Origin of the sequence: Promicromonospora alba (assembly GCF_042654905.1) — a bacterium.
GTDB lineage: Bacteria > Actinomycetota > Actinomycetes > Actinomycetales > Cellulomonadaceae > Promicromonospora > Promicromonospora alba.
The window spans coordinates 1,196,453-1,221,949 of record NZ_JBHSFI010000003.1; the positions used below are offsets into that span (position 1 = coordinate 1,196,453).

General features: G+C 71.4%; 28 protein-coding genes and 1 tRNA gene. 12 read left to right on the forward strand and 17 right to left on the reverse strand.

The window, feature by feature from the left end; genetic code table 11:
- Nucleotides 1–39: 39 nt before the first annotated feature.
- From ACFO6V_RS10635 to ACFO6V_RS10660, 6 genes are all read left to right on the forward strand, one after another.
- On the forward strand, nt 40–585 hold the full coding sequence (locus tag ACFO6V_RS10635; RefSeq protein ID WP_377135026.1) for an RNA polymerase sigma factor: 546 nt from the start codon (nt 40–42) through the stop codon (nt 583–585).
- Nucleotides 582–1,088 (forward strand): hypothetical protein, encoded by a 507-nt coding sequence (locus ACFO6V_RS10640; protein ID WP_377135028.1) that lies wholly within the window; start codon nt 582–584, stop codon nt 1,086–1,088. Before ACFO6V_RS10635 ends, ACFO6V_RS10640 begins: the two co-directional genes overlap by 4 nt.
- A gap of 119 nt (nt 1,089–1,207) precedes the next feature.
- A complete protein-coding gene (locus ACFO6V_RS10645) occupies nt 1,208–1,738 on the forward strand; it encodes a cysteine hydrolase family protein (protein ID WP_377135031.1) in 531 nt (176 codons plus the stop codon).
- A 112-nt stretch (nt 1,739–1,850) separates the two neighbouring features.
- Nucleotides 1,851–2,534 carry a YceI family protein gene (locus ACFO6V_RS10650; protein WP_377135033.1) on the forward strand — a complete coding sequence of 228 codons (684 nt, stop codon included), beginning with the start codon at nt 1,851–1,853 and terminating at the stop codon, nt 2,532–2,534.
- 24 nt (nt 2,535–2,558) lie between these two features.
- Entirely contained in the window at nt 2,559–3,083 is a 525-nt protein-coding gene (locus ACFO6V_RS10655; protein WP_357445433.1) for a sigma-70 family RNA polymerase sigma factor, read from the forward strand.
- Nucleotides 3,080–3,886, forward strand: coding sequence for an anti-sigma factor (locus tag ACFO6V_RS10660; RefSeq protein ID WP_377135036.1), 807 nt, complete (start codon nt 3,080–3,082; stop codon nt 3,884–3,886). The genes ACFO6V_RS10655 and ACFO6V_RS10660 overlap by 4 nt, the downstream gene beginning before the upstream one ends.
- Before the next feature lie 8 nt (nt 3,887–3,894).
- Here the strand turns inward: ACFO6V_RS10660 and ACFO6V_RS10665 are convergent, their stop codons facing one another.
- The 5 genes from ACFO6V_RS10665 to ACFO6V_RS10685 all read right to left on the reverse strand — a co-directional run bounded on the left by ACFO6V_RS10665 (nt 3,895) and on the right by ACFO6V_RS10685 (nt 8,733).
- Nucleotides 3,895–4,392, reverse strand: coding sequence for a nitroreductase/quinone reductase family protein (locus tag ACFO6V_RS10665; protein ID WP_377135038.1), 498 nt, complete (start codon nt 4,390–4,392; stop codon nt 3,895–3,897).
- A gap of 164 nt (nt 4,393–4,556) precedes the next feature.
- Complete coding sequence (locus ACFO6V_RS10670; RefSeq protein ID WP_377135040.1) at nt 4,557–5,366, reverse strand: endonuclease I family protein; 810 nt, start codon at nt 5,364–5,366, stop codon at nt 4,557–4,559.
- 201 nt (nt 5,367–5,567) lie between these two features.
- A complete protein-coding gene (locus tag ACFO6V_RS10675; protein WP_377135042.1) occupies nt 5,568–6,437 on the reverse strand; it encodes a carbohydrate ABC transporter permease in 870 nt (289 codons plus the stop codon).
- Nucleotides 6,438–6,439: 2 nt separating this feature from the next.
- Nucleotides 6,440–7,387 carry a carbohydrate ABC transporter permease gene (locus ACFO6V_RS10680; protein ID WP_377135044.1) on the reverse strand — a complete coding sequence of 316 codons (948 nt, stop codon included), beginning with the start codon at nt 7,385–7,387 and terminating at the stop codon, nt 6,440–6,442.
- Nucleotides 7,384–8,733: an ABC transporter substrate-binding protein gene (locus ACFO6V_RS10685; protein ID WP_465264110.1), complete on the reverse strand. Its 1,350-nt coding sequence runs from the start codon at nt 8,731–8,733 to the stop codon at nt 7,384–7,386. Before ACFO6V_RS10685 ends, ACFO6V_RS10680 begins: the two co-directional genes overlap by 4 nt.
- Nucleotides 8,734–8,920: 187 nt before the next feature.
- On the opposite strand from ACFO6V_RS10685, the gene ACFO6V_RS10690 reads away from it, so the two are divergent.
- On the forward strand, nt 8,921–9,862 hold the full coding sequence (locus ACFO6V_RS10690; protein WP_377135048.1) for a sugar-binding transcriptional regulator: 942 nt from the start codon (nt 8,921–8,923) through the stop codon (nt 9,860–9,862).
- Nucleotides 9,863–9,961: 99 nt separating this feature from the next.
- Here ACFO6V_RS10690 and ACFO6V_RS10695 read toward each other — a convergent pair whose 3' ends face one another.
- On the reverse strand, nt 9,962–11,464 hold the full coding sequence (locus tag ACFO6V_RS10695) for a mannitol dehydrogenase family protein (protein ID WP_377135050.1): 1,503 nt from the start codon (nt 11,462–11,464) through the stop codon (nt 9,962–9,964).
- A gap of 161 nt (nt 11,465–11,625) precedes the next feature.
- Between ACFO6V_RS10695 and ACFO6V_RS10700 the strand changes: the two genes are divergently transcribed.
- Entirely contained in the window at nt 11,626–11,994 is a 369-nt protein-coding gene (locus ACFO6V_RS10700) for a MerR family transcriptional regulator (RefSeq protein ID WP_377135052.1), read from the forward strand.
- A gap of 6 nt (nt 11,995–12,000) precedes the next feature.
- Here ACFO6V_RS10700 and ACFO6V_RS10705 read toward each other — a convergent pair whose 3' ends face one another.
- Complete coding sequence (locus ACFO6V_RS10705; RefSeq protein ID WP_377135054.1) at nt 12,001–12,948, reverse strand: helix-turn-helix transcriptional regulator; 948 nt, start codon at nt 12,946–12,948, stop codon at nt 12,001–12,003.
- A gap of 90 nt (nt 12,949–13,038) precedes the next feature.
- Here ACFO6V_RS10705 and ACFO6V_RS10710 point away from each other — a divergent pair, with 90 nt between their 5' ends.
- The gene (locus ACFO6V_RS10710; RefSeq protein ID WP_377135056.1) at nt 13,039–14,205 is read left to right on the forward strand and encodes an epoxide hydrolase family protein; all 1,167 of its coding nucleotides are present in this window, start codon (nt 13,039–13,041) and stop codon (nt 14,203–14,205) included.
- A gap of 155 nt (nt 14,206–14,360) precedes the next feature.
- Here the strand turns inward: ACFO6V_RS10710 and ACFO6V_RS10715 are convergent, their stop codons facing one another.
- Entirely contained in the window at nt 14,361–15,248 is an 888-nt protein-coding gene (locus tag ACFO6V_RS10715; RefSeq protein ID WP_377135058.1) for an alpha/beta fold hydrolase, read from the reverse strand.
- A 107-nt stretch (nt 15,249–15,355) separates the two neighbouring features.
- Here ACFO6V_RS10715 and ACFO6V_RS10720 point away from each other — a divergent pair, with 107 nt between their 5' ends.
- On the forward strand, nt 15,356–15,958 hold the full coding sequence (locus ACFO6V_RS10720) for a TetR/AcrR family transcriptional regulator (protein WP_377135060.1): 603 nt from the start codon (nt 15,356–15,358) through the stop codon (nt 15,956–15,958).
- On the opposite strand, the gene ACFO6V_RS10725 is transcribed toward ACFO6V_RS10720, so the two are convergent.
- The 4 genes from ACFO6V_RS10725 to ACFO6V_RS10740 form a co-directional block, all read right to left on the reverse strand.
- A complete protein-coding gene (locus ACFO6V_RS10725; RefSeq protein WP_377135062.1) occupies nt 15,955–16,581 on the reverse strand; it encodes a DUF6518 family protein in 627 nt (208 codons plus the stop codon). The two genes, ACFO6V_RS10720 and ACFO6V_RS10725, sit on opposite strands and share 4 nt — an antisense overlap.
- A 115-nt stretch (nt 16,582–16,696) precedes the next feature.
- Complete coding sequence (locus ACFO6V_RS10730; protein ID WP_377135065.1) at nt 16,697–17,890, reverse strand: sulfotransferase family protein; 1,194 nt, start codon at nt 17,888–17,890, stop codon at nt 16,697–16,699.
- Between the two features lie 87 nt (nt 17,891–17,977).
- Entirely contained in the window at nt 17,978–18,505 is a 528-nt protein-coding gene (locus ACFO6V_RS10735; protein ID WP_377135067.1) for an RBBP9/YdeN family alpha/beta hydrolase, read from the reverse strand.
- Nucleotides 18,506–18,534: 29 nt separating this feature from the next.
- Entirely contained in the window at nt 18,535–19,260 is a 726-nt protein-coding gene (locus ACFO6V_RS10740; protein WP_377135069.1) for a glutamine amidotransferase-related protein, read from the reverse strand.
- A 103-nt stretch (nt 19,261–19,363) separates the two neighbouring features.
- Between ACFO6V_RS10740 and ACFO6V_RS10745 the strand changes: the two genes are divergently transcribed.
- A complete protein-coding gene (locus ACFO6V_RS10745; protein ID WP_377135071.1) occupies nt 19,364–20,218 on the forward strand; it encodes a LysR family transcriptional regulator in 855 nt (284 codons plus the stop codon).
- 27 nt (nt 20,219–20,245) lie between these two features.
- Here ACFO6V_RS10745 and ACFO6V_RS10750 read toward each other — a convergent pair whose 3' ends face one another.
- Both ACFO6V_RS10750 and ACFO6V_RS10755 read right to left on the reverse strand, forming a co-directional pair.
- Nucleotides 20,246–21,556, reverse strand: coding sequence for an MFS transporter (locus ACFO6V_RS10750; protein ID WP_377135213.1), 1,311 nt, complete (start codon nt 21,554–21,556; stop codon nt 20,246–20,248).
- Nucleotides 21,528–22,175 (reverse strand): GyrI-like domain-containing protein, encoded by a 648-nt coding sequence (locus ACFO6V_RS10755; protein ID WP_377135073.1) that lies wholly within the window; start codon nt 22,173–22,175, stop codon nt 21,528–21,530. The genes ACFO6V_RS10750 and ACFO6V_RS10755 overlap by 29 nt, the downstream gene beginning before the upstream one ends.
- 183 nt (nt 22,176–22,358) lie before the next feature.
- Here ACFO6V_RS10755 and cyoE point away from each other — a divergent pair, with 183 nt between their 5' ends.
- Nucleotides 22,359–23,309 carry a heme o synthase gene (gene cyoE / locus ACFO6V_RS10760; protein WP_377135075.1) on the forward strand — a complete coding sequence of 317 codons (951 nt, stop codon included), beginning with the start codon at nt 22,359–22,361 and terminating at the stop codon, nt 23,307–23,309.
- Between the two features lie 11 nt (nt 23,310–23,320).
- On the opposite strand, the gene ACFO6V_RS10765 is transcribed toward cyoE, so the two are convergent.
- The 3 genes from ACFO6V_RS10765 to ACFO6V_RS10775 all read right to left on the reverse strand — a co-directional run bounded on the left by ACFO6V_RS10765 (nt 23,321) and on the right by ACFO6V_RS10775 (nt 25,275).
- Complete coding sequence (locus tag ACFO6V_RS10765; protein ID WP_377135077.1) at nt 23,321–24,208, reverse strand: HAD family hydrolase; 888 nt, start codon at nt 24,206–24,208, stop codon at nt 23,321–23,323.
- Nucleotides 24,209–24,454: 246 nt separating this feature from the next.
- A tRNA-Ala gene (locus tag ACFO6V_RS10770) sits at nt 24,455–24,527 on the reverse strand.
- A gap of 121 nt (nt 24,528–24,648) precedes the next feature.
- Nucleotides 24,649–25,275 (reverse strand): superoxide dismutase, encoded by a 627-nt coding sequence (locus ACFO6V_RS10775; RefSeq protein ID WP_377135079.1) that lies wholly within the window; start codon nt 25,273–25,275, stop codon nt 24,649–24,651.
- Between the last annotated feature and the right edge of the window lie 222 nt (nt 25,276–25,497).

Consider the following 25,497-nt stretch of genomic DNA (forward strand, 5'->3'; position numbering starts at 1 on the left):
CGGCCGTGCACCGCGACTGCACAGGTGAGAGGAGGCGAGATGAGCGATGAGTTGCTGGTGGTCAGGGCGCAGCTGGGCAACCGGTCCGCCCTGGAGGACCTCGTGGCGCGATGGCAAGGACCGGTGTGGCTCTACGTACGCCGCATGCTCGACGCCGAACGCGCCGACGACGTGGCGCAGGAGGCCTGGATCGCCGTCGTGCGAGCACTGCCGAGGCTGCGTGAGCCCGACCGGTTCGCCCCGTGGTTGTTCACGATCGTGCGGCGCGCGGCCCTGAACCGGCTGCGCGGCCAGTACTCCGACCGGCACGACCTGGTCGGCGGGTTCGGGAACGGCCTCGACCGGCCGGACGCCGCCGGGCCGGACCCGGTCGACGCGCTGGTGGACCGAGCGGAGATGGTCGGCCGGCTCGCGGCTCTCCCGGTGCTGGAGCGCGAGGTCCTGGTCCTGCACTACCTGGAGGACCTTTCCGTCGAGGACTGCGCGCAGGTCTGCGCAGTCCCGGCCGGAACGATCAAGTCACGGCTGAATCGTGCGCGACGCATGCTGCGCGAGCACGTCGAGGAAGAAGGTGAGCTGACATGACGAACGAGGAGTCTCGCGCTTCCGCGCCGGAGGTCATCGCTGGGCTGGGTGGTGCGCTGTCGAAGGGCGCCCGCGTGCGTGCCGTGGCCACGCTGGTGGTCGGCGTCGCCGGCGCCGTGTTCGTCGCGGCGCTGTGGTGGACCGAGCCCGGTCCCCTACCGGTCCTGACCCAGCTCGCGTTCGGGCTGCTCACGCTGGTGTGCCTCGCGTGGGCCGCCTACGGGACCTGGCTCCTGCGGTCCCGGGTCCCGCTGTTCGCGACCGACCGCGTGGTGGCCGCGTGGATCGGCCTGACGGCGTCCGTGCTGGTGGGCGGTCTGCTCATCGGCACGGTCGCACAGCGCGGTACGGCTACCGGGACGTGGGGCGTGATCGCGACCGTCGCGGTCCTCGTCGCGGTCTCGGCCGTGCTGGTGGTCCGGGCGCACGCCCGGCGCGCGGCCCTGCTGCGCCGTGAACGTGCTCTGTCCGGCGACGATCCGTCGCCAGGCGCTCCGAGGTAGGCACGTCGCGAGCGAAGGGTGTTGCGGTGAGTGGACATTGTCTATTCACCGCAACACACTTCGCGGAGCACATGTTCACGCCAGGGCCACGCCGGCCTCTCCAGAAAGGCCCAGTACCCGTGAGCTCTGTCGTCCTCGTCATCGACCTGCAGGTCGACGTCGTCCGCGGCTGCTTCGACGCCGACGGCGTCATCGCCCGTTCCATCGCCCTCGTCGAGCGCGCCCGGAGCACGGGCGTACCCGTCGTCTGGGTCCAGCACCACGAACCCGGCCTCGAGCGGGACACTCCCGGCTGGGCCCTCGCGGACGGCCTGACCCCGCAGCCCGGCGAGGCCCATATCCACAAGGCGTACCGCGACTCGTTCGCCGACACCGGTCTCCGCGACGTGCTGGACTCGCTCGGCGCCACCCGCCTGGTCGTCGTCGGGGCACAGTCCGACTTCTGCGTGCGGACCACCACGCAGCGTGCCGCCGCGCTCGGCTACGACGTCACGCTCGTGAGCGACGGCCACACCACCCGGGACGCCGAGTGGGACGGCGTGCGGATCACCGGCGAGCAGATCGTCGCCCACACCAACATGTACTTCTCCGGCCTCCGCTACCCGGACAGCACGTTCGGCATCGCCCGCCACGACGAGGTCTCGCTCTGACCCGACGCACCCGACCGACCCAGTTTCGAACCCGATTGAACCGATCCCGCCTTTCACCCGTAGTAGGGGCAGAGGTCGGCAACGGGTCGGCCTGCGAGCGAGAGGGTCGGACGTGCGCAGAGGGACAAAGGTTGCGGTCGGTGTCGGTGCGGCGATAGTCGTGGTCGGAGGGGCTGCGGCGATCTTCGGGCCGGGTCTGTACGCGGACTGGGCGAACCAGAGCGCGGATGCCGCACCCACGCTGGAGTCGTCGGCGGTCCCGCTGCCCGACGCCGAAGCGGCCGCCGGCACGTGGGCCGTCAGCGACGGGTCGTTCGCCGGGTACCGCCTCGACGAGGTGCTGAACGGCGAGGACGTGACGGTCACGGGACGCACCGAGGACGTGACCGGTTCGGTCACGGTCGCGGACGCCGCGATCACCGAGGCGAACATCGAGGTGGACATGGCGAGCGTGGCGACCGACGAGGCCCCCCGTGACGCGTACTTCCGCGACACCGCGCTGCAGGTCGGCGAGTTCCCCACCGCGACGTTCGAGCTCACCGAGCCGGCGACGATCGAGGAGGGCGCCACGTCGGTAGAGCTCACGGGCGACCTCACGGTCCACGGCGTCACGCAGCCCGCCACGTTCGAGGCGGAGGTCGCGGGAGACGCGGCCAGCGGTGACCCCGTGCAGGTCATCGGCAGCATCCCGATCACGTTCGCCGACTTCGACGTCGAAGCCCCGTCGCTCGGGTTCGTGACGGTGGAAGATGAGGGCAGCATCGAGTTCTCGCTGCAGCTGCAGCCCGGACAGTAACCGACACCCGGAGGCGACGGGACCGTGACCACAGGTGACCCGCCCGCGGGCGCCGAGGACCAGCTCCTCGCCGCGGTGCACGACACGCACGCCGGTGCGCTGTACCGGTACGTCGTGCGCCGCACGGGCGACGAGGAGGAGGCGCGCGACGTCGTGCAGGAGACCCTGCTGCGTGCGTGGCGGCACCCCGAGGTGCTCGAACGGTCGGAGGAGTCGGTGCGCGCGTGGCTGTTCACGGTCGCGCGCAACCTCTCGGTCGACCACCTCCGCAGCGCCCGGCGCACCCGCGAGCGGGCCACAGGTCACGTCCCTGACCGCGAGGAACGGGACACGACCCAGGCCGTGCTCGACTCATGGCTCGTCGCCGACGCGCTCGTGTCACTCTCGCCGGCGCACCGAGCGGTCGTCGTGGGCGCCTACTACGGCGGCCGCTCGGTGGCCGAGCTCGCGACCGAGCTGGGCATCGCACCCGGAACGGTGAAGTCGCGTCTGCACTACGGCCTGCGCGCGCTGCGCCTGGCCCTGCAGGAGAAAGGAGTTACCTCATGATCCCGGCAGAGGGAGGACACGGCGGCGACCAGTACGCCGAGTGGGACGCGGCGTACGTGCTGGGCGCCCTGAGCCCGAGCGACCGGCGCGCCTACGAGCGGCACCTGGCCGAGTGCGCCGCGTGCCGCGCCGCCGTCGCCGAGCTCGCCGGCATGCCAGGCCTGCTCAGCACGCTGACAGCGGGGCACGCGGAAGCGCTCGTCGCCGAGGTACCCGGAGCGGGTCTGCCCGACGACGACGGGCCGGTCCCGTACGACGTCGACCCCGGGCTTGCGCCGGTGGTCTCGCTCACGAGCCTCGCCGGCGCGGCCCGCAGGTCCCGCACCCGACGCCGGTCGCTGCTGGCCGTCGCGGCGTCAGCCCTGGTGGTCGCCGGGGCGATCGGCGGTTCGACGCTCGCGGGCAGCGGCTTGTTCGCGCCGGACGGTGTGGGCACGACGCCGCCGTCGGCAGCCGTTGCCGGTGCGCGCACCATCGAGCTGCGCCCGGTGGGCGACGCCAGGATGCGCGCCGACCTGGTCGTCACACCCACCGACTGGGGCACGAGCCTCGAGTGGAGCTGCGACTACCCGCCTGAGCCCGGGGAGCAGCCGGATCCCGACTACACGCCGCCGGAGCCGATCAAGTACGAGCTGGTGCTGGTCGGTCAGGACGGAGCGCGCACCGTCGCGGGGACCTGGTCGTGGTCGGGTGGCACGGCGACGGACCTGGGCGCGTCGTCGTCGGTACCGCTGACGGAGGTCAACCGCATCGAGATCACCGTCGACGGGCAGGAGGATCCGGTCGCGACGGCGACGCTATGACGGCGACGCTATGACGGCCGCCGCGGCTCGGGCCGCGGTTCCAGGACGACCACCGCGGTCTCGGTCGAGCGGAGCGCCGCGTAGGCGTCCAGGTTCGCGTCGACCTCCTGCCACCTGGCCCACAGGCGTTCGCGCTCGATGCCCTGCGCGGCGTGCGCCTGCACGAACCGGGACCCGTCGGCCAGGTCCACCGTGGCCTCGGCGTGCACCTGCAGGTTGAGCCACCAGGACGGCTCGCCGTCGGCCCAGCCGTTCATCGCCAGGCAGACGAGGTCGGGGCCGTCCTCTACATAGGCGAGGATCACGCTGTGCTCGCACCCCGTGCTGCGCCCGGTGGTCGTCAGGCGGAGCGTTCCCCAGCTGCGTCCCCGCGGTTTGCGGAGCCCTACCCGGCCGGCCGTGATCCGGTACAGGCCGCGATGCAGCCCCCACATGGTGCGGACGAACCACCGCGGCGGCACCCGCGGCGCGGACCTGTTCACTACCGATCTGCGTTCGTTAGACACGCTGACCCTCCGACCCTCCGTGCGAGTCGCCTGCCCGGTGCCCTGCCCACGCCGGCAAGCCCTCTCCCCCAGGGTAGTTACCCCGCCCTGATGCGGCTACAGGCACGAGCTGTCAGACCCTGGTGACGCCATGGCGTCACCAGGGTCTGACAGTTCCGTCGGGATCAGCCCCAGATCGCGTCCGCCCACTCCGGGTGGTCGATGAACGGGTTGCGGTTGCCCTGGTAGTCCTCGTAGATGACGTCGTTCCGGTTGGCCTCGAACGCCGACACGGGGTCCTCGTTGTTCCAGTCCAGCAGCACCGAGATCCTGCCGTGGAACGGGACCGTCCCGTTGGTGACCGCGTCGTTGGTCTCCAGGTCGACGAAGCCCTCCTCGCCCTCGTAGCGCACCGCCATGTAGAGGATCATGCGCGCGACGTCGCCCTTGACCGCGTCCCGGGGCTCGAAGGAGTTGGAGTCGGTGAGGCTTCCCGGCGCGCCGCTGACGGCGCTCCCGCCGTTGTCGAAGTCCTTGTTGCCGCGGATGCCGTTCACCTGCACGTCCTCGGGCCGCAGGTGGTGCAGGTCCGTGCCAGGGCCGGCCGACGTGCCGAAGTTGCCGTGCGACTGGGCCCACACGTGCTCACGGTTCCAGTCGCCGACGTCGCCGCCGTTGAGGCTCTTCGCACGCGACTGGCCGCCGTACAGGAGGATCACGTTGTTGGAGTTGGCAGGGTCCTGGTCGGTGACCATCAGCGCGGTCCACACCTGGCTGTACGACAGCCGGGTGTTCCCGCTGATGATGTCGTTGAGCTCGGACTTCAGCGCCTCGCCCGAGAGGCCGGCTGTGCCGTCGTAGTAGCCGGCCGGGATGGCGGCCACGGTCCGCGTGGCGTCCTCCTGCGCGACGGCGCCCGGTGCCACCAGCACTCCGGCAGCAACCACGAGTGCGGAGAGCCCGCTCCCCCAAGCCCGTCCGAGACGTGTGCGCATCGTCGACCTCCGTATGAATCGGCCCGCGACCCCCTGCGGGCGACGGTGCGTCAGTCACACTCCCACGCAAACCCCTCAACTTGGACCGGTTTGCGTAAATTCCGGGTGAAATCTCACCGCGCCTGACCATGCAGTTGCTGCCAGGATCAGATCGATCCTGGCAGCAGGTGCATGGTCATCTGGCCAGGGTGTCGGGGCGGGCTACTTGATCGCTCCCATCGACAAGCCGCGGACCAGCTGCTTCTGGGCGATCCAGCCCGCCAGGATCACTGGGAGCGACGCCAGGAGGGCCGCCGCGCTGAGCCGCGCGAGGAACAGCCCCTCGCTCGTCATGGTCGACACGATGAGCACCGGCACGGTCGCCGCCTGGGACGCCGTCAGGTTGAGCGCGAAGAAGAACTCGTTCCAGGCGAAGATCACGCAGATGAGCGCCGTGGCCGCGATGCCGGGCGCCACCATCGGCAGCAGCACGGACCGCATGGTGCGCATCAGGCCCGCCCCGTCTATCGACGCCGCCTCGAGCACCTCACCGGGCACCTCGATGAAGAACGACCGCATCATCCACACCGCGATCGGCAGGTTCATCGCGGTGTACAGCACCACGAGGGTCCAGATGTTGTCGAGCACCTTGAGCTGGCCGGCGATCACGTAGATGGGCACGATCACGGCCACGACCGGCAGCATCTTGGTGGAGATGAAGAAGAACAGCACGTCGCTGACCTTCTGCACCGGCCGGATCGAGAGCGCGTACGCCGCCGGCACGCCGAGCAGCAGCACCAGGACCGTCGAGACCCCGGTAGCGATCACCGAGTTGCCCACGTAGACCATCGTGCCGCCCTCGAGCACCGCCCGGAACTGGTCGAGGGTCGGCGTGAAGAACCACGTCGGCGGGTCGGAAGCGGCCTGGTTCTCCTGCTTGAACGCCGTCATGGCCATCCAGGCGACCGGGAAGAAGAACCCGATGGCGAGCAGCCAGGTCAGGGTGGTCAGGAAGCCGCCGGAGACGCGGCGGTTCGCGCCGCGCCGGGCGTCGGTCGTCCGCGAGGTGGCCACGGGAGTAGCGACAGACATGGTCACTCCTTCACTTCGAAGCTGCGGAAGATCAGGCGCAGCGCGGCGGAGGCCACGATGATCGTGGCGATCACGACGACGACGCCCATGGCGGCGGCCTGCCCGACGTCGAACCCGAGGAACGCACGCTGGTAGATGTAGAACGGCAGGTTGGCGCTGGCCGTACCGGGCCCGCCCGCCGTCATCAGGTAGATCTGGTCGAACGTGTTGACCACGTAGATGATCCCCAGCAGCACGCCCAGCTCGATGTACCGGCGCAGGTGCGGCAGCGTGATCAGCCGGAAGGTGAGCCACGTGCCGGCGCCGTCGACGGAGGCCGCCTCGAGCACGTCCTTCGGCTGGGCCTGCAGGCCGGCGAGCACGAGCAGCATCATGAACGGCGTCCACTGCCACACCAGGGCCATCAGGATCGCGATCACGGGGTAGGTCGACGTCCAGTCGACCGCCTCGATGCCGAACAGGCCGAGGGTCCAGTTGAACAGGCCGTACGTCGGGTTCAGCAGCGCGATCGACCACAGCACCGAGGTCGCCACCGGCATCACGAGGAACGGCGTGATGAGCATGGTGCGGGCGACGCCGCGCCCGAAGAAGGGCCGGTCGAGCAGCAGCGCGAGCACGATCCCCAGGACCATCGCCACCAGCACGCAGCCGAGGGTGATGACCACCGAGTTCCACGCGGTCTGGCGGAACGTCGAGTCGACGGCGATGTCGACGTAGTTCGACAGGCCCACGAACAGGTCGGACTCGGGCCGCAGCAGGTTCCGGGAGTGCAGCGAGTACCAGATGGTCAGCAGGAACGGCAGCTGCGTGACGATGACCGTGAAGATCAGCGCGGGCAGCAGCGGGCCACGCCGGCGCCACGCCTCCGCACGGCTGATCGGCCGCGACGACGCCTCGTTGCGTGCCGCCCGGCGTGAGCCTTCGAGCCGGTCGATGGTCGAGGTGCTCATTGCCCCTCCTCTGCCTGGTAGGTCTCCGCCACCGTCTCGGCGTACCGCTGGGACTGCGCGATGGCCTCGTCCACGGTGATCTGCCCGGCGATCGCGGCGGACATCTGCTGGCCGACACGCGTGCCGAGGTCCTGGAACTCGGGGATCCCGACGAACTGGATGCCGGGGTACGGCACCTCGTGGGTCATCGCGCCCGCCTGCGTGGCCCCGTTCATCGAGTCGAGCGTCGCGTCCGCGTAGGCCTCGGAGACCTCCGCGTACTCCGGGAGCTCGTAGGTGGACAGCCGGCTGCCCGGCGGCACCCGCTCCCAGCCGATCTCGTTGCCGACCAGCTTGATGTACTCCTTGTCCGTCATCCAGGACACGAAGTCCCAGGCGGCGTCCTTGTGCTCGCTGGTCGACGGGATCGCCAGCGACCAGCTGTAGAGCCAGCCCGCCGACTCGGTCTCGGCGACGGGCGCCGGGGCGTAGCCCACCTTGCCCGCCACCGTCGACGACGCGGGGTCCTCGACCGAGGAGACCATCGAGGTCGCGTCGTACCACATGGCCGACTGGCCCTGGGCGAAGCGGGTGAGGCAGTCGCCGAAGCCCGACGTCGCGGCGCCCGGCTGGCCGGAGGTCTGCAGCGTGTCGATGTAGGTCTCGATGGCCTCCCTGCTCTCGGGAGAGTCGAGGGTCGCGTTCCAGTCCTCGTCGAACCAGCCGCCGCCGAACGTGTTGATGGCGGTGGTCATCGGGGCCATCACCTCACCCCAGCCGGCCAGGCCGCGCAGGCAGATGCCGGAGAAGTCCTCCTCAGGAGCGTTCAGCTCGGCCGCCAGCTCGCGCACCTCGTCCCACGTCGGGTTCGCCGGCATCTCGAGCCCCGCCTGCTCGAACAGGTCGGTGCGGTAGGCCAGGAACGACGACTCCCCGTAGAACGGCACCGAGTACATGTCGCCGTCGTGCGAGAGGGCCTCGCGGACGCTGGGGACGAAGTCCTCGGCGTCGTACCCGGCGGTGGCATCGATGTACGGCTGCAGGTTCTCGATCCAGCCGTTCTCAGCCCACATGGGCGTCTCGTAGTTGGAGATCATGACGACGTCGAACTCGCCGCCGCCCGTGGCGACCGACGCCGTGATCTTGGCGCGGGCCTCGTTCTCGGGCAGCGACACGAAGCGCACGTCCACGCCCGGGTGGGCGGCACGGAACTCGTCCTGCAGCGAGATCGCGTCCTGCATCTGCGGGTTGGACACGATGGCCACGACTATCTGCTCGCCGTCACCGCCGCCCACGGCGCCCGCCCCGGCGCAGCCGGTCAGGGCCAGCGCGACGGCGGCCGTGGCGGCCGTCAGCGTCGCTCTCACCGAAGTACCCCTCGGAGGTCGGAACATCCTCGTCCTCTCCTCTGCGCGACATCCCCGCCGCGCTCATTTGAGAATATGACTTGCTCATCTGCAAACGCAGACTAGTTCGGTATGCTCAGGTGAGCAAGGCCCTCCCAGACAAGTCGCTCAGATGTTCCCGCTGACGCCTGCGGGAGTGAGGACGCAGGTGACCCATCCCGATTCGAACCTCATCTCGAACCTCCTGGTCGAGGTGAGCACCGACTACTACCTCGACGGCAAGTCGAAGGTAGAGATCGCGCGCCACCGCGGCATCTCCCGTTTCCAGGTGGCGCGCCTGCTCGCGCAGGCACGGGACGAGGGAGTCGTCCGCATAGAGATCACGCCGCCCCGGGCCGACGGCGAACGCGGCGCCCGCCTCGCCGCCCGCCTCGGGCTGCGCGAGGTCCTCATCGCCGCGAGCGGCGAGGACACCACTGCCACCCGGGAGAACGTCGCGGTCGAGCTCGCCCGCACCGCGCGCGAGCACATCGCCGAGGGCGCGACGGTCGGCGTCTCGTGGTCGCGCACGGTGGAGGCGGCGGTACGGCACATCGGCCGGCTGCCGCAGTGCGACGTCGTCCAGCTGGTCGGGGCGCTGCCCGTCGAGGGCAGCGGCAACTCGCTGGCGCTCATCAGCACGTTCGCCCAGATGCCGGGCGTGCGGACGTGGCCGGTGTGGTCGCCGCTCCTCGTGGCCGACGCCGCCACCGCCGCGGGCATGCGGCGACAGCCGGAGATCGCCGACGCGCTGGCGCGGGCCGATCACCTGGACGTCGCGGTCGTCGCGATCGGCCACTGGTCCGAACGCACGTCCACGGTGTTCCCCCAGATCAGCGCCGAGGAGCAGCGGGCGGCCACCGAGGCCGGTGCCATCGCCGAGTGCTCGGGCCGCCTGTTCGACGCCGAGGGCCGCCCCGTCCGCACCAGCCTCGACGAGCGCGTGGTGGGCGTGACGCTCGAACAGCTCGCCGCGACGCCGCAGGTCATCGCGATCGGCTACGGCGCCGCCGTCGCGCCGGGCCTGGTGGCCGCGGTACGCGGCGGCATCGCCAACACCCTGGTCATAGACGAGACGGCGGCCACCGCCCTGGAAACCCTCCTGGACTAGCCCCCAGGATTCGCCGAAGTAGAGCCGGCGTCCGGACACCCGCTCTACTTCGGCGACCTAGGTTCCGCGAGGTAGAGCGGGTGTCCGCGGACAGACGCTCTACCTCGCGGTGCGAGCCACCAGGGACTCGACCGTGGCGCGGGCGCCCTTCTCGTGCAGGGAAGCCAGCGCCGCCGTGTACGCGGCCGTGAACCGCTCGTCGTCGACCAGGTCGCCGAAGACCTCACGGTCGCGCAGGAACGCGAGCGGGTCGGTCCGCTGCGCGAGCGCCGCCCGGTGCAGCCGGTCGGCGAGACGATCGACGATCTCGATGGACTCGCCGGCCTCGTCCACGCCCTCGTCGTACCGGGCCCAGGACGCGACGACGAGCGCGGCGTGCTCGATCGGCCCGCCCGTCGCCAGGTGGTGCCGGACCACGGGAAGCAGCCACTTCGGGATGCGGTCCGACGACTCGGCGCACAGCCGCGCGAGGGTGTCGGCCACGTGCGGGTTGGCGAAGCGCTCGATCAGCGTGCGCTTGTAGCGGTCCAGGTCGATGCCGGGCACCGGCTCCAGGGTCGGCGTGCCCTCGTCGTCCATGTAGCCGAGCAGGAACCGGGCGAAGACCTCCTCGCCCGCCACCTCGTGCGCGTACCGGTAACCGGACAGGTAGCCGAGATAGCACAGGGCCTGATGGCTCGCGTTGAGCAGGCGCAGCTTCATCAGCTCGTACGGCTCGACGTCGGACACCACCTGCACGCCGGCGTCCTCGAACGGGGGCCGCCCCGTGGGAAAGCTGTCCTCGAGCGCCCACTGCTCGAACGGCTCGGCCACCACGGGCCAGGCGTCGTCGACGCCGAAGCGTTCGGCCACCAGCGCGCGGTCGGCGTCCGTGGTGACCGGCGTGATCCGGTCGACCATGGAGCTCGGGAACGCGACGTTCTCCTCGATCCAGGCCGCGAGGTCCGCGTCCTTGGCTCGCGCGAACGTGGTGAAGGCGCGCCGCGCGACCTCGCCGTTGCCCTGGATGTTGTCGCAGCTCATCACGGTGAACGGCGGCACGCCTCGATCCCGCCGGCGGCGCAGGGCCTCGGTGACCAGCCCGAACGTCGTCGCGGGGACGGCGCCGTCGGCCAGGTCCGCGGCCACCGCCGGGCCCGCCAGGTCGAACTCGCCCGTCACGTGGTGAATGTTGTACCCGCCCTCGGTGACGGTGAGCGAGACGATGCGCACCTCGGGCGAGGCCATCTTCTCGAGCACGGCCTCTGGGTCGTCGGGCGCCAGCAGGTACTCCTTGATCGACCCGATCACGCGCGCCTGCAGGCGCCCGTCCGGGTGCTTGAGCACCATCGTGTAGAGGCCGTCCTGCGCGGCGAGCGCGTCGCGCATCCGGGCGTCGCTCGACAGCACGCCGACGCCGCAGACCGCCCAGTCCAGCGCCTTGCCCTCGGCCATGAGCCGGTCCAGGTACATCGCCTGGTGCGCCCGGTGGAACCCACCCACCCCGAGATGAACGATCCCGGTGGTCAGCCGGGACCGGTCGTAGGTGGGGACCACCAGCTCCGCGCCGTCCGGCGCAGACGCCACCAGGCCGCCCACGGTCTCTTCGTCGAGTGCCGTCATCGTGCTCCTCCGCCGCCCTTCAGACTCCGTTGAACGTCCGGCCAGATTAACAGATGAGCGAACCAGGGTTCACAGATGAGCGCGGGCACCGCGCAGGGATGCGCGCCGTAGGATCTGACGTTGACGTCAGAGGTAAGGGCACGCGGCATGAGGGGTACACGATGGTGCGGACCGGCGAGATGATGCGGATCGGCGAGCTCGCCGGACAGACCGGCGTGAGCGTTCGCGCGCTGCGCTACTACGAGGAGCAGGGCCTGCTGACCTCGGAGCGCTCCGTCTCGGACCAGCGCTACTACACGGAGGACGCCGTCGACCGCGTCCGGCTGATCCAGCTGCTGTACAGCGCCGGCCTCAACAGCAAGGCGGTGCGCGACATCATGCCCTGCATGGACTCGGGCATGGCCTCGACGAGCATGCTCGAGCTGCTCGCCACCGAGCGCGACCGGATCGACGAGCGGATGCGCGAGCTGGCGGAGACCCGCGACCGGCTCACCACAGTCATCGAGCAGGGCCACGCCACGCGCGGCTGAGCCCGTTCAGCCGACCGCCGCCGCGTAGCGCCGGGACAGCTGTGCCAGGTGCTCGACCAGCCGCTGCGGCTCTCGCACCGTGAAGTCGATACCGAGCATGCCGATCCACACGGCCACCGTCTCGATGCTGTCGCCGCCCGTGACCAGGACGCAGGTCCTGTCGTCCACCGGCTCGACGGTGCCGACGGCAGGGTTGATCCGGGCGAGCACCTCATCGGCGGGTGCGTGCACCAGGATGCGGGCGTGCACCGCCCAGCCCGTCCGGGCCACCTCGCGCACCACGAGCTCCGTCAGGTCGATGGGCGGGTCGGTGGGCACGAACCGCCGTCCGCCCGGCGTGCGCAGCTCCAGCCAGTCCACGCGGAACGGCTGCCACTCCCCCGAACCGACATCGCGCCCCACCAGGTACCACCGGCGCTGCCAGGCCACGAGCCGCGCCGGCTCGATCTCCCGCGGCTCCTCGCGGTACCAGCAGCGCAGCCCCTGGTGGTCGCGGATCGCGGCGGCCAGCTCGGTGAGCAGCCCGGGGTCGACGGCGGGGTCCTCCACGTTGCTGCTCGTGTTCACCGGCCCGGCGCTCGTGGCATCGCGCAGGGCGGCCACCTGGCGGCGCAGCCGCTCGGGCAGGACGTGCTCCAGCTTGCCGAGCGCCCGTGCACTGCTCTCCTCGATGCCCGCGACGGCGCTGGCGGAGCGCAAGCCGACCGCCATGGCGACCGCCTCGTCGTCGTCGAGCACCAGCGGGGGCAGCTTGCCGCCCACGCCCAGCCGGTACCGGCCACCCGGCCCGCGCACGCTGTCGACGGGGTAGCCCAGCTCGCGCAGGCGTGCGACGTCGTTGCGCACCGTGCGGTCGGTGACGTCGAGCCGGTCCGCGAGCTCGGTCCCCGACCACTCGGCGCGGGACTGCAGCAGGCCGAGGAGGGCGAGCAGGCGCCCCGCCGTCGTACTCATCGCGGCTCCTTCAAATTGTCCGAGAAATTACTCCACTCTTCGGAGAATAGAGGAACGAACGGTTCCTGAACGGCTCGTAATGTCTGAGACATGGAGACCACGCAGAACGCCCAGGACAACACCGCCGCCGACATCCGCCCCTTCCGGATCGAGATCCCGCAGGCCGACCTCGACGACCTCGCGGACCGCCTCGCCCGAACCCGGTTCGCCCCGGCCGCCCCCGGCGACTCGTGGGACTACGGGACGCCCGAGTCGTACCTCCGCGAGTCCGTCGAGCAGTGGCGCAACGAGTTCGACTGGCGCGCGGTCGAGGAGCGCGCCAACTCCTTCCCGCAGTTCATCACCGAGATCGACGGCCAGAACGTGCACTTCGTCCACGTCCGCTCGGCGGAGCCCGGGGCGCGTGCGCTGCTCCTCTCCCACACCTACCCGGGCTCGTTCCTCGAGTTCCTCGACGTGATCGGGCCCCTCACCGACCCGGTGGCGCACGGCGGCCGGGCAGAGGACGCGTTCCACGTGGTTGTCCCGTCCACCCCCGGTTTCGGCTTCAGCACCCCGCTGAGCGAGCCGGCCGACGGCGGGAGCTGGACCATGGCCCGCGTCGCCCGCACCTTCGACACGCTGATGCGGCAGCTCGGCTACGACTCCTACGGCATCCACGGCAGCGACGGCGGTGCCATGATCGGACGCGAGCTGGCAGTGCTCGACCCGGAGGGCTTCCTCGGCGCGCACGTGCTGCAGCTCTTCTCCTTCCCCTCCGGCGCGGAGGGCGAGATGGACGGGTTCGGGCCCAAGGAGTTCGCTGCCCTCGGCCACATGCAGTGGTTCCAGAGCGTGGGCGGGTACAACGCCATGAACGGCTCGCGACCGCAGACGATCGCCGCCGGGCTCAGCGACTCGCCCGTGGCACAGCTCGCGTACAGCGAGCTGTTCGAGAACTTCGGCAACGGCACGAGCCTCGTCTCCCGGGACCAGGTGCTCGCGCAGGTCAGCCTCTACTGGCTCACCAACACCGCCGCGACGGCGGTGCGCTACCACTACACCGAGCAGCGTTCGGGCGCGGAGCCCGTGGTGAGCACCGGCCGGATCGGCGTGGCCGTCTTCGCCGACGACTTCCAGACCATCCGGGCGTTCGCCGAGCGGGACAACGCGCGCATCGAGCACTGGGCCGAGTACCCGAAGGGCGGCCACTTCGCGGCCCTGGAGGTTCCGGAGCTCGTGGTGCAGGACCTGCGGACGTTCTTCGGCCAGGCCTGAGCACACCAGGACCCACCGGTCGGCCGGAGCCCCGCTGACCGAGCTTGTCGCCCCGCTGGTCGAGCTTGTCGAGATCCAGTCTCGGCAAGCTCGACCAGCGGGGCTTCGGCGTGATGCCGAGGCCTGCCGGCTTCCACACCTCGCCGGTCTCGATGTCAGCCGCCGGTGAGCGCCGCCTCGTCGTGCCGCGCCACGAAGTCCGAGATCCGGGTCGTGACCTGGTCCGGGATCTGGCCGCGCAGACCATGCCCGACGCCGGGGTAGATCTCGACCTCGGCGCTCGGGAGATGCGCGGCGAGCCGCTGCCGCGCCGCGACCGGCTCCGCGATGACGGACTCGGCACCGTAGATCACCAGCACGGGCGGGGCCATCGACTCCAGCTCGGCATCCTTGAGCGGTCGCGCCCAGCCCCCCGCGGGCCGGTAGGCCTGCGCGGCCTTCAGGCACGCCCACTCGACGTCGGTCAGACCGGCCCCTGGCGTCAGCCAGTCGGTCATCTTGCGCCAGCCCGCGTCGGTCTGGTTCGCCCCGAACCTGATCAGCTTCGCCAGGACCCGCAGCGGGATCTTGGTGAACACCCCGTTGGGCTCGATCAGGGAGGCGCTCGCCACCCGGTCCGCAGCATGTAACGCCGTCAGGGTCGCGTGCCAGGCCCCTTGCGACTCCCCCAGCACGTGGACACGATCGAGACCCAGCCCGTCCAGCACCTCCGTGAACCAGACGCCGTAGTCCGCGTCGCCCGCCAGCGGCGCGGTCTGCACGCTCCGGCCCGCCGTTCCGATGGTGTCCAGGGCAAGAACTACCCGGCCCCTGGCGAGGCCCGCGACGATGTCGTGCCAGTACAGGCCGTTGCCGCCGAACCCGTGCAGCAGCACGAGCGGCACCCCGTCGCCAGAACCGGACCGGCGCACGTGCGTCGGCCCGAAGCGGGTGGGGACGTCGACCTGCGTGGACGGCAGGGGCCAGAGCCCCTCCATCGCATCGTAGGTGCGCAGATACGCGTCCCGCGCCGCGTCGTTCTTGAACTTCCCGATCCTGGCCATGGCCCCACCTCTCCTTGGTGATATGACCGTATCACTTATGATGGTTCAGGCGTACCATCAAGAGGGCCCGACGGGCTGTCATCACGAGCACGAGAGGGCGTACCCGCATGCCGCGACTGGCCGACCACGACGAACGACGGTCGCAGATCACCAGCGCCGCGCGCCGCGTCATCGCCCGCGACGGCCTCGGGGCAGCCACCTTCCAGTCCGTCGCCGCGGAGGCCGGCATCTCGGTGCGGCTCGTGCAGTACTACTTCGGCACCAAGCGGCAGTTCCTGCTCGCGACCCACCAGGCGGTGGTGGCCGACGCCGGCGCGCGGTTCACCCGCCGGCTGAGCGCCCTTGGCGCCGACCCCGGCCCGCACGAGGTGATCCGCGCGATCCTCACCGAGCTGCTGCCGACGGACGCCGGCCGGCGGCGGGACACGGTGGTCCTGAACTCGTTCCACGCCGCGGCGCTCACCGATCCCGACGTCGCCGCGGAGGACACGCTGGGCGCGCCGCGCTTCCTTGTCCGGGCGATCGCGGAGCAGCTGCACCGGGTCCGCGGGGACGCGACGCCGTCGGCCGGGCGGACCGCAGAGCTCGATGCCGAGCTCATCGTGGTGGGAACGAGCGGCCTGGCCCAGCTGCTCCTGGTGGACGACGCCGCCGGGGAGCGGGTCGCCGAGCTCCTCGACCGGCTCCTCGACCGGCTGGTCCCGGCCTAGCCGAGGCTCGTGTAGGCGATGTGGAACGCCACCGCGACGACGGCCGTGCCGCCGACCGCGAGCGCGACCGGCAGAGCACCCCGGATGCGGCGCACGAGCAGGCCGGCCAGGAGCGCGAGCCCGGCCACGCCGATCAGCGTCCAGTAGACAGGGCTCGTCGTATCCCCGACGACGGTGAGCCCGTAGACGCCCTCCCCCACTCCGATGCCCGCCAGCAGCGCCCCACCGAAGGCCGCACGAAGACCGGTGGCCCGCAGCCACGATGCCGCGACACCCACGAACGGGCCGGCCACCACACCCACGACGGAGAACAGCAGCGGGTCGTACACGAGTCCGCGCACCTGTGACGCGACCATGTACCCGAGGACAAGGAGCACGAAGCTCGCGGCCCCCAGCACCGCCGCGGGGCCGGTGCGCGCCCGGGACCAGTACACGAGCGCCGCCGTGAGCACGGTCCAGCCGCTGGCCGAGTTCGCGAAGGAGGCGAACGCGTCCGGCAGGAACCCCTGCGCGTACGACGTCAGCCCGCCCAGCAGAAAGCTCAGGACCAGGGCGATCCCGAGCCGTGCGGCCGGGTGGGAGAGCGCAGCGGGGCGGGGCGGAGCCTGGTCAACCGTGGTCATGGCCCGAACCTAACGACCAGCAGCGCGCCTGCCATCGGACCCAGGGCGGATCGTCGTCGTACCCAGGGTGGACATGTCGCCGGGCCACGCCGCGGCCCGGCGCCGCGTACCTGGTTCAGGCCGCGCAGTACCGGTCCGGGTAGTCGCCGAACGCGGCCCCGACGTCCGCCGCCGTCAGCCCGTACCGGGACAGCTCGTACTCGTGCGAGCGTCCCGGACGGGTGCGCGCGAGGACGGCGTCCAGGTTCGCCGCGTCACGTTCCGTCCACGCCGCGCCGATCCGGTCGTACAACTCCGGCATGCGCGCGTGCGGTTCGGCGGCGAGCCACGCGTAGGGAATGTCGACGAACGACGTCCCCGGGGTCTCGGCGCGCGCCGCGAGCGCCTGCCCGACGGCCGAGGCCTGGAGCTCCAGCCAGGTCCGCCCGATGGCGTGCGGGTCGGGGCGGCGGACGTGCAGCGCCTGGGTGGTCTCCACCATCGAGCACACCGACCCGATCGCCGCTACCGGGTCCCGGTGCGTCCACACGATGGTCGCACCCGGGAACACCGCGAGGAGCTCCGGCAGGTGGGCGAGGTGTGTGGGCGACTTGAGCACCCACCGGCGTCGTGGGCGGCCGTGCTGCAGCACCTGGACCGCCTGCTTGAGGTAGCCGTAGTCCGGCAGGTAGTGCCGGCTGCGCTGCCAGCGGTCGTAGTCGGGCATGTCCGCCCGGGCCAGGTGGGAGCTCCCGTGGGGCAGCACGTAGTTGCACTCGTCGGGCTTCTCGGCGTCGAGCGGGTAAATCACCCGGAAGGCCGGGGCGAGCCGCATGAAGGCGCGCGCCATCTTCCGGGTGTCCTCGATGTGGGCACGCCGGGCCCCCTCCCCCCTGTCGATGTCGGTGAACAGCAGCTCCCACAGGGCCGGCCCGCGATGCCCTTCCGAGCCGGCGATGATGTTGTGCGCCAGCGTCGTCGCCGTCCGGGGCAGTCCGACGATGACCACGGGGTCCGCTATCAGCTCGTCCTCGATCTCGGGGAACTGATGGATCAGGCGGTCTATCCGGAGCCGGTTCTCCAGGCGGACGCCGACGTCGGAGACGACGCTCTGCCAGCCCATGGGGCTCAGGCCGGGGCACGCGGCGAAGGAGCGCAGGAGCAGGCGGAGATCGTCGACGAACTCCGGGACCGCCGCCGCGTCCGCCCTCGTCTTCCGCTCCGCCTTGACGACGAGCGCGTCGAACGTGCGGTCAGGTGTCCGCAGCCCGGCGGTCGCCGGGCGCAGCAGGACGTTCAGAGCGCTGGTGGCGAGCGAGGTGCGTCGCACGGCGACTCCTCCGGAGGGGACGGCTGAGCGGGCCGGTCAAAGGTCTTGTCGACTCTAGTTCGGCACGGACCCCCGGTCGAGGAGTCGTCACGCCGGGCCGGCGACGAGCCCCCGCAGGATCTCCCGCCCCGCCTGCCAGTGGCCGACGCCGCTCGCCTCGTTCACGTGGCCCGCCTCCCCGATCCCCACGACGTCCGCGCCCCACACGGCGGCCAGGTCCCGGGTCCAGCCCGCGTCCGCGTACGGGTCGTCCTCCGAGACGACGACGGTGACCGGGACCCGGAGCCGACGCCGGACGACCTCGAAGCCACCCGCCATCGCCGCGGCAGGGAATGCGGGCCCGGAAGCGTCGGGGACGGCGACGAGCAGCGCACCGGCCACCTCGCCGGGCCCGCGCTCGGCGAGCCACGACGCGGCGGTCAGGCAGCCGAGACTGTGCGCCACGAGGAACACCGGGCGGCCTCCGTCCGACACGGCGCGGGTCAGCGCGGCGGCCCAGTCCACCGCATCGGGCTCGTCCCACGAGGCAGGCCCGAACCGGACGGCCGGCAGGTCGCGCTCCCAGTGCGTCTGCCAGTGCTCCGGCCCGGATCCGCCGTACCCGGGTACGGTCACGTACCGCACCGGACGGCTCACCGCACCGCTCACCGGACGACCGCCACGTCGGCGCCCGCCGCGCGCCGGACCGCACGCACCCGGGCAGCCGCCACGAACGCCTCGATCACGGCGTGCGGCTGCGCGTCCGCCAGCTCTGGCTGGAACGCCGTGCCGAGCCAGAACGCGTCGCCCGGCAGCTCGACCACCCGAGGCTCGCCCTCCGGGCTCGTTCCCGAGACGAGCAGCCCGGCCGCGACCAGCGGCTCGGCATCGGCGGCGGTCAGCCCGAACGAGCAGTGGAAGCGCTCGAAGCTCCGCTCGCCGAGGGCCGCGGCCGCCCGGCTGCCCGGCACGACGTCGACCTGCCCGCTGCGGCCCTTGAGCGAGCACGCCAGCTCGGTGATGAGCGCGGTCGAGCCCGGAGCGGCCGCCGCACCCGCGACCGGGTTCTCGGCATGCCGCACCCTGCTGCCGACCACGTTGCGCGCGAACTCCAGGACCATGTGCTGGTATCCGCCACACGTGCCCAGCAGCGGCGTCCCGCCCGTCCGGGCGGTGCGGATCGTCTCGATGACCCGGTCCTCGTCGGCGTACGGGGATCCGGGGACCACCCAGACACCGTCGAACGCCGCCGCCTCGGCAGGCGCGAGGTCGGTGGTCGAGAGCCAGTGCAGGTCGACGTCGTCGTACCGGCCTGCGATCTCGGGAATCCGTTCGTGGGCCCGGACCGCCGTCGAGCGGTCCCCGATCAGTGCGATGCGCGTGGGGTTCATGCGCCCATGCTGGGCCGCCCCCGCGTATCACGTCCAACGATGAATGCCGATGCCCGGATCGCGATCACTGATACCCGAGCGTCCACCGGGAGATACTGGCGCCGTGGACACCCGTGCCCTGCTCAGCCTGGCCACCGTCGCCGAGACGGGCTCGTTCTCGCGGGCTGCGAGCGCCCTGGGCTTCACCCAGTCCGCAGTCTCGCAGCACGTCGCGGGCCTCGAGCGGACGGCGGGGACGCCGCTCCTCACCCGGCGTCCGACGGTCGCCCCGACGTCTGCCGGGCGCGAGTTCCTCCGGCACGCCCGGCAGATCCTGGCGCACGAGCAGGCCGCGCGGGCAGCCGTGGCCCGGGTGACCGGGCGCGACGAGGACACGCCGGTCTCGGTGGCCGTCACGCCGGCCACGGAGCAGCTGGTTCCCGTGGCCGGGCGGCTCGCCTCCGTCGTCGTGGTCGACGCCGCCGCGGCAGCCGCCGCCCTCATGTCGGGTGGCGCCGACGTGGCGGTCGTCGACGGCATCGCCGCACCGGGCGACCCGTTGCCCGGCTCGGGCCCGGACCTGGTCGTACGGGTGGTGCGGGAGGCGCCGCTCGCCGTGCTGCTCCCGGTCGTCCATCCACTGGCGCGACGATCAGGGATCGATCTGGCGGCGCTCACCGACGCGCGGTGGCTCGGCACGACCGGCACCACCTGCTCGACGTCGGAGCTCGCGTCCGCTGCCAGGCTGGGCCTGCGTCGCGGCACCGCGTACACCGGGGCCTCGGCGGACACGGTCGCGGCGCTCGTCCGCGCGGGCCATGGCCTGCACGCCGCGCCGGCGAGCGCCGTCCCGCCCGACGGCCTCGCGGTCGTGCCGCTCACGGCCCCGCGCCTGGTGCACCGTATCGAGGTGCGGGTGCACGCGGGGCCGCGGGCCGCGGTGCTCGCGCTGGCCGACGCCGTGAGGGCGGCGCCCTGACCCTGGCACGGGATCAGGGGGCCGCCGTCAGGTCGCCGGACGGCGAGCGGCACGGCGGAGCGCGACGGCCGCCGCAGCGCTGACGAGCAGGCCGCCCGCACCCGCGACGACAAAGGTGATGCGGGCGTCGGTCGCGGCGAGCAGCAGGCCGCCCAGCGCGTAGGAGAGCCCCGCGGCCAGGCCGATGGCGCCGTAGAGCGTGCCGAACGCCTGGCCGAGGACGGCGGGCGGGACGATGCGCTGCAGGTGGGTGTTGACGCCGACGTCGAGGGCCGCGATGCCCGCCCCGCGCAGGGTCTGGAGCACCATGGCGGCGGCTATCGAGCCCGCCAGCCCGGTGACCAGGTTGCCGGCGCTGCTCACCACGAACCCGACGAGCAGCAGCCCCAGGGCCGGCCATCGTCCGCCCACGCGGCCGAGCAGCAGGTAGCCGAACAGCAGGCCGATGCCCACCCCGGCGTAGAGGATCGCGGCGTCGGAGCTGCTCCCGCCAAGCTCGTCGCGCGCCAGGAAGACCAGGGCGACGTCGTCCACCCCGCTGAAGGCGACCACGCCGACGAAGCCAGCGGCGATCACGCGCACGGTGGGGATCGACCGCAGGTGCACGAAGCCCGCCGTCAGCTCGCGGTACCACCCGACCGGCGGCGCCCCGTCGGCCAGCGCACCGTCGCTCGGCGCACCGTCGCCCGCAGCCGCCCGGAGCGCGCTGCCGAGCGCGGGAAGCCGCGCCAGCACGAGCGCGGAGACGGCGAAGGTCGCGACGTCGACGAGCAGGACGCCGCGGATCCCGCTCAACGTGAACAGTGCCGCCGCGATCAGAGGGCCGAGCGCTTCGAGGCCGTAGGTGCCGACCCCCAGCGCGGAGTTGGCGGCCTCGAGGTCGTCCTCGTCGACCATCCGCGGCACGGCGCTGCGCGAGGCCGCGATGAAGGTGGTGGCGCCGATCCCCCGGGCGGCGACCAGGACCAGCAGGACCGGGAGCGGCGGCAGCGCCGCGGCGATCGCGAGCACCAGGAGTCCCTGGACCACCTCGCAGGCGATCATCACCCTGCGGAGCCCGAACCGGTCGCTGATGAGGCCGGCGACAGGGCCGAACAGGCCCGGCACGCAGTCTCCGGCCAGCAGGAGCAGCGCTACCGCGACAGCGGCGCCGGCCTCGGCCTGGAGGTGGACGAGCAGCGCCACCAGACCGAGGGAGTCGCCGAGGACCGACACGGCGCGCGCCGTCCACAGCACCCGGAAGTCACGGTTGCGGCGGAGCAGCCGGAACGCGCCGCCCCGTGGCCGCGCGACGCTCTCGTCAGATGTCTCAGCCAGGGTCCCGCGCCAGTCCTGGATCGGACGTCGCGACCGGCTGCCGGAGGATCGTCCGCTGCTTCTCGGGTGCGACCCTGCGCAGGTCGCTGAGGTAGATCTCGTGGTGCCTGCCGACCATGCGGAGCCCGTTGCCCGGGATGAACTCGTCGTGCATCCGCGCGAGCACGTCCGCCTCGTCGTCGAAGGTGCCGACGTGCAGCGTCTGGACGCACCGCCCCTCGGACAGCGGCTCCAGGCGGAGGTCCTCGAGCCGGGCCGGAGGCCCCTTGGTCCCGGCCTGCGCGACGGCGGCGGTGAACATGTCCTCGACTATCCAGTCGGGCTGCATGATCATCAGGGTCCAGTCCCAGCGCGCCTTGTCCCGCTCGGCAGTGAAGGAGCTCATGTCCTCGGCCCACCACTGACCCTCCAGCGGCATGACGACGAAGTCGCGCCCGAGATCGCGCTTGGCCGCGAACTTGAGCGCGTACGCCACCGGGTAGAGCGCCTCCACCGCCTCGGCGAAGGCGGGCGAGGTGTTCGGGTCCCCGTGCCCGTCGATCATGAGGTACTGCAGGTCGGGGACGTCGAGCACCCGGAACCGGCCCACCTTTGCCCGGTAGGCGTCGAGGCTCTTCTTGAGGTCGACCTTGTCCGTCATCCGACACCTGGGCTCGCCGGCGAGCCGCGCCTTTCCGTCTCCGAGTTCCGTCTCCGAGGGGCGTGCAGGCCACCAGTGAACCATCCGGCGGTGCCCGCTCACGTAGGCTGAGCCGGTGGATCCGAGAACACCCCTCAGCTCGAACGGCGGGTTCTCCCGCGTAGTGGTCCGGACACACGTCGGATGACCGCGATCAAGCAGCCCCCGACCCTGACCGGTATCGACGGGACCGACGGCGCGCTCGCGGCCCGGGCCGACGGCACGACCTTCCGTGACACGCTCACGCGCTACTACTCCCTGACGAAGCCCGGGGTGCTCTACGGCAACGTGCTGACGGCGGCAGCGGGCTTCCTGCTCGCGAGCCGTGGGCAGGTGGACCTCTGGCTGTTCGCCGCTCTCGTCGTCGGCACGACGCTGGTGATCGCGTCGGCGTGCGTGCTCAACAACGTGCTCGACCGCGACATCGACGGCGTCATGGACCGCACGAGGAAGCGGGCGACGGTCACCGGCAGCATCGGGGCGCGGCCCGCCGTCGTCTTCAGCGTGGTGCTCGGCGTCGTCGGCATGGCGATGCTCGTCGCCTGGACGAACTGGCTGGTCGTGGCCGTCGGGCTCGGCGGGTTCGTCGTCTACGTCGTGCTCTACGGGATGCTGTCGAAGCGCCTCTCGATCCACGGCACGCTGGTCGGGAGCGTCTCGGGCGCCGCGCCGATCCTCGCCGGGTACGTGGCGGTCTCCGGTGTGGTCGACGTCGGCGCGGTGCTCGTCTTCCTCGCCGTCTTCCTCTGGCAGATGCCCGAGTTCTACTCGATAGCGATCTACCGGCACGAGGAGTACGCCAGGGCAGGCGTCCCCGTCATCTCGGTGGTCCGGAGCATCCGGAACACGAAGATCCAGATCCTGGCCTACACGGTGGCGTTCGTCGTCTCGACCCTGCTCCTGCCCGTTTTCGGCTACGTCGGGATCGTCTACACCGTGGTGATGGGCGCGGTCGGCGCCTACTGGACCTGGCTCGGCATCGCCGGGCTCCGGGCGGACGACGACGACCGCTGGGCGCGACAGATGTTCCGGTTCTCACTCGTTGCCGTCCTGGCGCTCTGCCTGATGGTCTCGGTCGGGCCGGTGCTGCCCTGACGGGCCGCGGCCTACTGCTTCGGAGGCAAAGTCCTGCTGGGCCTTGAGCCCGCGGACGGCGCGCTCCGTCGCACACCTGCGATCGAACGCAGCACGTCCACCACGCCGTGCTCGGTGATGCTCCCGCACACCTCGCCGGCCGCACACCGGACCTCGGCCGGCGCGTTCCCCATCGCGACCGCGCGGGCCGCCCACTCGAACATGGGCAGGTCGTTGTGCCCGTCACCGACCGCGATCGTGTGCTCCGGGGCAACGCGCAGGCGACGGCGAACACGCTCCAGGGCGCTTGCCTTCGAGAGGCTCGGCGCCGTCAGGTCGAGCCAGTCACCGGGCTCGGTGGTCGAGCCCAGCGTGACGGTCACGTCGAACCAGCCCAGCTCGCGCCCCAGCCGGGCGACGTCGGCCGCGTGCACCACGGCGCGCGTGGTGGGCGCGGCCCACAGGTCAGGCGTGCGCCCCACGACCTGCTGCCGGCCGTTGAGCAGCCCGTCCGGGAACCGGGCGTTGACCTGGTAGCCCTTGCCCAGGACCTCGGTCGCGAGCAGCGCGTCCGGGATCGCGTCGCGCGCACGCTGCAGCACACGGCCGGCGTCGAACCGCACCGCGTCCTCGACGATCAGACGGCTGTCGACGATGCACGCGGTCACGGCACCGTTGGAGCAGATCACGCGGCCTCGACGCAGCCCGAGCCGCTTGACGATCGACGCCACCCCGACCAGGGACCGGCCCGTCGCGATCACCACGTGATGGCCCGATGCGACAGTCGCCTGGACCGCTGTCACCGTCGCGTCCGGGATGTGCCCGTTCAACGAGAGCGTGCCGTCGACGTCGAGCGCCACCAGGCGCGCTGTCGTGGCGAGCGGCGTCGTCGGTGACGCGGTCAAGGCTTTCTCGGTCACGGTCTTCTCCCGTAGGGGACGAGTCCTGGAGCGCCCGACGCCGGGGGGTCTGCGTCGGTATGCCCAATCTCGCCCCGAAGAGGGGGACGTCGTAACCGCATTCGCGGGCCATCTTGGGGACATTTCAAATGTCCGGAACATGTCCGACCAGGACGGGCTTCGATCCCGAGCCGTGAACTCATAGCGAGAGGCCATTCCGTCCTCCTGTTACAGGATTCCGGAATGGCCTCTGACCAGATCTTTCGGTGGAGCTGGGGAGACTCGAACTCCCGACCCCCTGCATGCCATGCAGGTGCGCTACCAGCTGCGCCACAGCCCCGAAAGGTGTTCGCCCAGGTGGGCGAGCGTCGTCAGTCTAGACCGACTCGGCCGCTGGGACCAAAGCGAGCCATCGCTGCCCGACGCCGCCCACCAGAGCGACCCTTCACCGTCGCGCACGGTCACGCTGCGGTGATGAGACTTCCCGTCGTGGCGCGCGCCCGGTCGAGCCTGCTTGCGACGTCGGACCAGTTCGCCAGGTTCCAGAACGCCTTGACGTACTCGGCCTTGACGTTGAGGTAGTCCAGGTAGAAGGCGTGCTCCCACATGTCGAGCATCAGCAGGGGCGCGACGCCCAGCGGCACGTTCGCCTGCTGGTCGAACAGCTGGAACACCAGCAGCCGCCCGCCGATGCTGTCCCAGCCGAGCACCGCCCAGCCGGAGCCCTGGATACCCGTCGCCACTGCCGCGAAGTGCGCCTTGAACGCCGCGAAGCTGCCGAACTGGTCGGTGATGGCCGCCCCGAGCTCACCGTCCGGCTCGCCGCCGCCCTCGGGCGAGAGGTTGTGCCAGAACACCGTGTGGTTGGTGTGCCCGCCCAGGTTGAACGCCAGGTTCTTCTCGTGCAGGTTCACCGCGGCGAGGTCGCCGCCCTCCCGGGCCGCGGCCAGCGCGTCGAGCGCGGCGTTGGCACCCGCCACGTACGCGGCGTGGTGCTTGTCGTGGTGCAGCTCCATGATCCGCCCGCTGATGTGCGGCTCGAGCGCCGCGTAGTCGTAGGGCAGGTCAGGCAGGGTGTAGACAGGCATTTCCGGTCCTCTCATCGCAAGATGTCGATGCGTCCGACGCTAGAACCTCAACCCTGGTTGAGGTCAATGACGCCGGTGTCGGTGGGACGGTGATCGTGGACACATCCGTCGTCGACCCGCCGTCGGCGCAGTGACCCGCGTCACAGAGCTGACCGGTTGACCCTGTTCCTGGAACACGGTCTGGAGTGGATCTCGCACGTGTCGAGCAAGAGCGACCGGACG